Here is a 5,030-nt window from a genome sequence, read left to right on the forward strand (position 1 = left end):
TTTATATACAGTTAACTTAAACGTGTATAAAGTGTACTAAAGCAGATGGATCTGCTTTTTTTTCACCCCAAAACTAAGCAAAGTATACAGTGTGTATTGTGTATTCTACTTAAAGGAAAACATGATTTGTCATCAGTTAAAGTCAGGGCAACGATTGTAGAAGATAACACTGGTATCAAAAGCCAAATCCCTATCCTTCTGACAGAGCAGGGAGAGTTGAGTGTGGTAACAGATTACCTGCTTAAGTTAGAAGCCGACGATGTAAGCCACTCGGTAATGAATGGGGTCCTCCAGGCTGTGTCCTTATTGCTGGATTACATGGAGGCAAATAGAGGCGACTTTGACGACCCAATGCTGCTCTTCCAGACTTTTTCTAAGCGTTTATATACTGGAACGATTGGCGAGAATGGGATTGACCCTTCAGGTTTGTATTGGGTGCCGGCCTCAACCAGTAACGTGAATAAACATATTCAACGACTGACTGCCTTCACCGACTGGCTGGCACACAAACAAGGTGTAGAGTCTGTGAATCCGTTGTGTGAAGCGACCCGGCATGAACAGAGGTTAAATTACGCCGCATGGTATCGCAAAAATCAGAACGATTTTTTAGGTCATATTGAAGATAAAACTGTTAACAAAACCATCCGTAAGGCTAGAACGATCAAAGGCCGTACTCCTCTCACAATAGCTGAACATGATGCTATCGCATTTCCCGAAATGCACTGGGAAAAATTCTATATGTGTGGTGTTGGTGGCTCTGGCGATCCACGAGTGGCACTAAGAGATAAATTAATTCTTCTGCTTATGCACGGTGGTGGGGTGCGCGAAAGTGAGGCGTTAACACTTTGGGTGACGGATGTATTTGAAGACCCGTATAACCCAGACAGTGCTGTGGTCAGGATCTATAACGAGACTGATGGTAAGGCCCCTGAAGGTTGGCGTAATCGCTCTGGTGCATCAACCAGAGCGGCATATTTAAAAGAACAATATGCCCGGATACCACGACAGCGAATGAAAGGAACTGCCCGACTTGGCTGGAAGAACCGCGTGGTTGATCATAAAGATAATTACCTACAGGTTCAGTGGTTTCCTGCCGACTATGGAAAAGTGTTTATGTCACTCTGGAAAAACTATCAAAAGTATCGCGCCAGTATCGACTGTCACCACCCTTATGCATTCATTTCTTTTCATCACAGCGCCCTCGGTAACCCTTACACAATTTCCGCTTTTCATGACAACTACATCAATGGATTAAAACGAATTGGTTTAGAACCAAACAAGGCAGAAGGTTTAGGCCCTCACGGACATCGACATAACTACGGAAGACGATTAGAGCGTTCAGGGCTGAGCCCGCTTGTGATCCGCCGTTGCATGCATCACAAGTCTCTGGATTCACAAATCCCATATACAGGCAAAGGTCAGAAAGAAATTTCGGACGAACTCACTAAAGCTACACTGCTGCTGGCAAACCCTGATTCGAAAGTCAAAATTCTTGACTGGAAAGCTCTAACTGAACATGGCTTTAATGACATTGACCCGCAGGGTTATTTCACAGGCCGGAATCCAAAGCTGAGAGGTAAATAATGTTGCCACCAAAAAGCAAAAAAAATGATGGGCGTACATCCGACTTAGCTTTCTTATGGATGCTGACTACGCTTGGCGCAGAATGGCGGCAATGGCAGGAGCTGGCAGCAAAGTGGATGGCAACACAAACCCTCGGTATAAGTGATAAACGCGAGGCCCTGGGACGCTTCTTTGAGTCCTATATTGCTGAGTACGCCCCGTATGCAATAAGTGATTTGTCATTATTTTTTAAAGGCTACCAGGGACATAAGTGCTCCAGTGAAGAGTTTGAGCAAATTATAAGGAGCACTGTTGCCGCATCCGCGAACATTCAAAAAGGCATGAACTATGCTTATGAATTCATTGATTTTGTTGTCAAAGACGTTTTTTCGGAAAAAGATAACTATGGCAATTTAGTTCCATTGGTTTTAAATCCACTCCGAAAAATTAAAAAAGGATATGTTGCTACAGAAACAGTGCGCAACCCCTTACCATATCGCTATATTCAGAACCTGCGCCAGATCCTTTGTCCATTACCGGATAAAACTGAACTCACCATTATCGGTCAGAATCTTAAACAGGAAGAAAAATTACTTCCTGCCTGGCATTACCGTCACTTTAAATACTGGGTTTGGGCGCAGCATGCTGGGAGCGACTGGTTTGAAGTCGGGCCAGAACTGATTGATAAAAATGACCCCGACTGCGTATGGCGTACCAGAGAAGTGACCCGTAAAGGTAAAAAAATCACCCTTTATCAAATCTGGTCGCCTGTAAAAGCAATGATGATTTTCATTAAGCTCCACCTGCCACTTCGTTCCTCGCAGGTTCGTATGCTGGACAGCGGAGAAGCCGATACGTGGCGCTATGAAAATGGTCGATGGATTCTTAACACTCGACATGATTTCGCCCTTGGCAGTGCAAAGCGCCCATTTGGAAAAGGCATATTCCGTCGGATTTACGATACCATGACTGGACTATACTCGACGGGGTTGTACATCAATACCAACAAGACTGCTGACCAGAATAAAAATGAACTGGAACGTGGTTACATCATACCGTGGCAAAACGAAGAAGTGCTGTACTGGCTGGAGAAATTGAGGAACTGGCAAGAAAAATACAATCCGATTGCGAAGCCTACCGAATGTACTTTGCTGCTGAGAAAGCATATACACCACCAGGGATCAGACAGACAACTGAAAAGTATGGGAGAAATCGCTTTTCTGTTCCGTGACGCATCTGCCAGAGGCGAGGATAAACAAAAACCTATTCCTTATAACGCGTCAGATTCATTCTGGTATCAATTGCTGCTTGAATTAGAAAATCAACTCGCAGCCCGCGGGGATACCCTGGATAACGACGAGCGTTTGAAGCTGGTTGTGGATTATCCCGAGGGAAGAATGAAAGGTACAGCCACGCTGTTTCCTCTTCACAGCCTGCGTGTCTCTCTCATCACTGCGTACACAATGGACACACAACTGCCATTACCTGTAATTTCAAAACTCCTAGCAGGCCATACTCGCCTGTTGATGACCATCTATTACAACAAAATCACACCTTCTGTCATGGCAGATAAAATGAGCGAGGCACATGACACTCTGGATGTTAAATCCAGGCTGTCGGTTCGCAACTTTCTCAAAGATGCTTCAATGGAGCAGATTCAGTGCAGGATGGCATATCACAGCGAGGGGAGTATCCAGACAGCTCTGGTTAATCGTAACCCGATTGGCTGGGAAGAGCGTTCGTGTGGGCTGTGCCTGATGGGAGGTAACACCGTGAAGCCTGATGAAATTAATACCCTAGGAGGATGCTGGAATGGTGGGGTATTGATAAAAGACTCAGGCTCCGCTGCCAGCCGTATTTATGAAAGTGTCCCCCATGGGCCTCAAAACTGTATTCGTTGTCGATGGTTTATCACCGAGGCCCGGTTCCTTCCTGCGCTCAATGCCCAATTTAACCAGCTGAGTTACAGGGCACACCAGGCTTCTGCCTTATCTGTGGAAATTGAAGGTGAACTGGACATACTTAAAGATGAACAGTTTTTCTTTGAGGAACAAGGAAAACCCTTTATCAGACATGATGAGCTAAAGGCACTACAGCGCCGTTATGAAATACAGCAAGCAGAAGCAGATGAGTATACGAAAGACTGGATTGCGTGTTTTGAACTTATTAACAAAATCATTCGTGTCGAAGAACTCAGGAAGGACGGCGACCTCAAAGATAAATTGATTGCGGTTGGCTCAGAGCAGGACGTTTGTCATGCTCTGAAGTTTATCGAAACTGACTCGGAATTATTGCATCTGTCTTTATTGTGCGAGGATGCTGAGTTCTATCCAGATTTGCTGGATGAACTTCGCAAAACACCGGTCATTCAAAAGCGTTCTGTGCAGCTGAGTCGGGTATTAATGAAAAAAGGTTTTGAGCCTGTTTTCATGGAAATGGACGATAAACAGCAGCTTATTGCTGCCAACGCAATGCTGCGCCAGATGGCTAAAATAGCTGATCCTGACGATAAACTTGAAGGATACCGCAAGGTGGTCGGTTATATTGAGGCAGGTGAATACCTGACTAATAATAACCTTTTTTCTGAGGGGATTCAGTCCCTTACCAGCAAAGCCATTCACCTTAGTCACATTGCCCTGCCTGACTTACTGGAGAACTAATGGAATTAAATATTGATATCATTCTTGCTGATTTGAAAGAAGGCAAAGTAAAGCGGACTCAGCAGAACCTTGAAAAGCTTAATGACACCTTGAAGAAATATGCTGAATCAGGCCAGCGAGACTTCTCCATCACAAAGATTGGGTTGGTGTCCGCTGCCGATGGCGGTCTTGCTTATGAAGCCCTGCGGGCTACCCGTAACGAGCATTACCGCACACTGATAAAGGCCTGGGCAGCCACTTGTAATACCAGTATCCAAAAGCCATTATCCGGTACCTCCCGGTCTAAATCTGTTCCCGCAGACTATAAACTTTTAGAGCGCATCCCGGACCTGGCGGTACGCGCCTTGTTTGGCCAAATCATTGCCGAGCGTAACCGCTACCGCAATGAAGTAAATCTGCTCAAACAACATGCCAATATCATCATCGACAAACGCCCCGTGCGGCAGTTTCAAACGACACCAGAATCTACGGTGGAGGTATTACCGTCCCTGTCAGGAATTCTCACCCACTCAGAAAAGAAAGCCCTGGCGTATTCCATATCTGAGGAATGCATGGATAAGAACAACTGGCAGATTACCCAGGCCGGGCAAGTAAAAGACACGGACTACAACAGTGAAGTTTTTCCACGAGGTTTTGTCACAGGGCTTCGAAAGTTATTGGATGTGGCAGATGAATAACGGCAAATGGCTATGTAAGCATTCCACATAATTGTCACCATTTTTCCCGTCTGGCGGGAGAAAATTCATATTGAAGTGGTTTACTGAATTTGGCCACCTGAACAGAGGTGATATGCTCACCTCAGAACAA

General features: G+C 45.3%; 3 protein-coding genes. All 3 read left to right on the forward strand.

The features are described 5' to 3' along the window. Positions 1 to 126 precede the first annotated feature (126 nt). The 3 genes from gmtY to gmtX are packed head-to-tail and all read left to right on the forward strand — an operon-like array spanning position 127 to position 4,900. Positions 127 to 1,584 carry a gamma-mobile-trio recombinase GmtY gene (gene gmtY, locus ACOTYN_RS25645; RefSeq protein ID WP_014833215.1) on the forward strand — a complete coding sequence of 486 codons (1,458 nt, stop codon included), beginning with the start codon at positions 127 to 129 and terminating at the stop codon, positions 1,582 to 1,584. After that, positions 1,584 to 4,223 carry a gamma-mobile-trio integrase GmtZ gene (gene gmtZ, locus ACOTYN_RS25650; RefSeq protein WP_032622071.1) on the forward strand — a complete coding sequence of 880 codons (2,640 nt, stop codon included), beginning with the start codon at positions 1,584 to 1,586 and terminating at the stop codon, positions 4,221 to 4,223. Before gmtY ends, gmtZ begins: the two co-directional genes overlap by 1 nt. Then, a complete protein-coding gene (gene gmtX, locus ACOTYN_RS25655) occupies positions 4,223 to 4,900 on the forward strand; it encodes a gamma-mobile-trio protein GmtX (protein WP_014833216.1) in 678 nt (225 codons plus the stop codon). The genes gmtZ and gmtX overlap by 1 nt, the downstream gene beginning before the upstream one ends. Positions 4,901 to 5,030: the final 130 nt, after the last annotated feature.

The sequence above is a fragment of the Enterobacter cloacae complex sp. IR5458 genome, assembly GCF_049238025.1.
GTDB classification, from domain to species: Bacteria; Pseudomonadota; Gammaproteobacteria; order Enterobacterales; family Enterobacteriaceae; genus Enterobacter; species Enterobacter kobei.

What these genes read in the sequence shown, in the direction of transcription:
- gmtZ (WP_032622071.1), top strand. Translation starts at nt 1,584, where the DNA reads ATGTTGCCACCAAAAAGCAAAAAAAATGATGGGCGTACATCCGACTTA.
- gmtX (WP_014833216.1), top strand. Translation starts at nt 4,223, where the DNA reads ATGGAATTAAATATTGATATCATTCTTGCTGATTTGAAAGAAGGCAAA.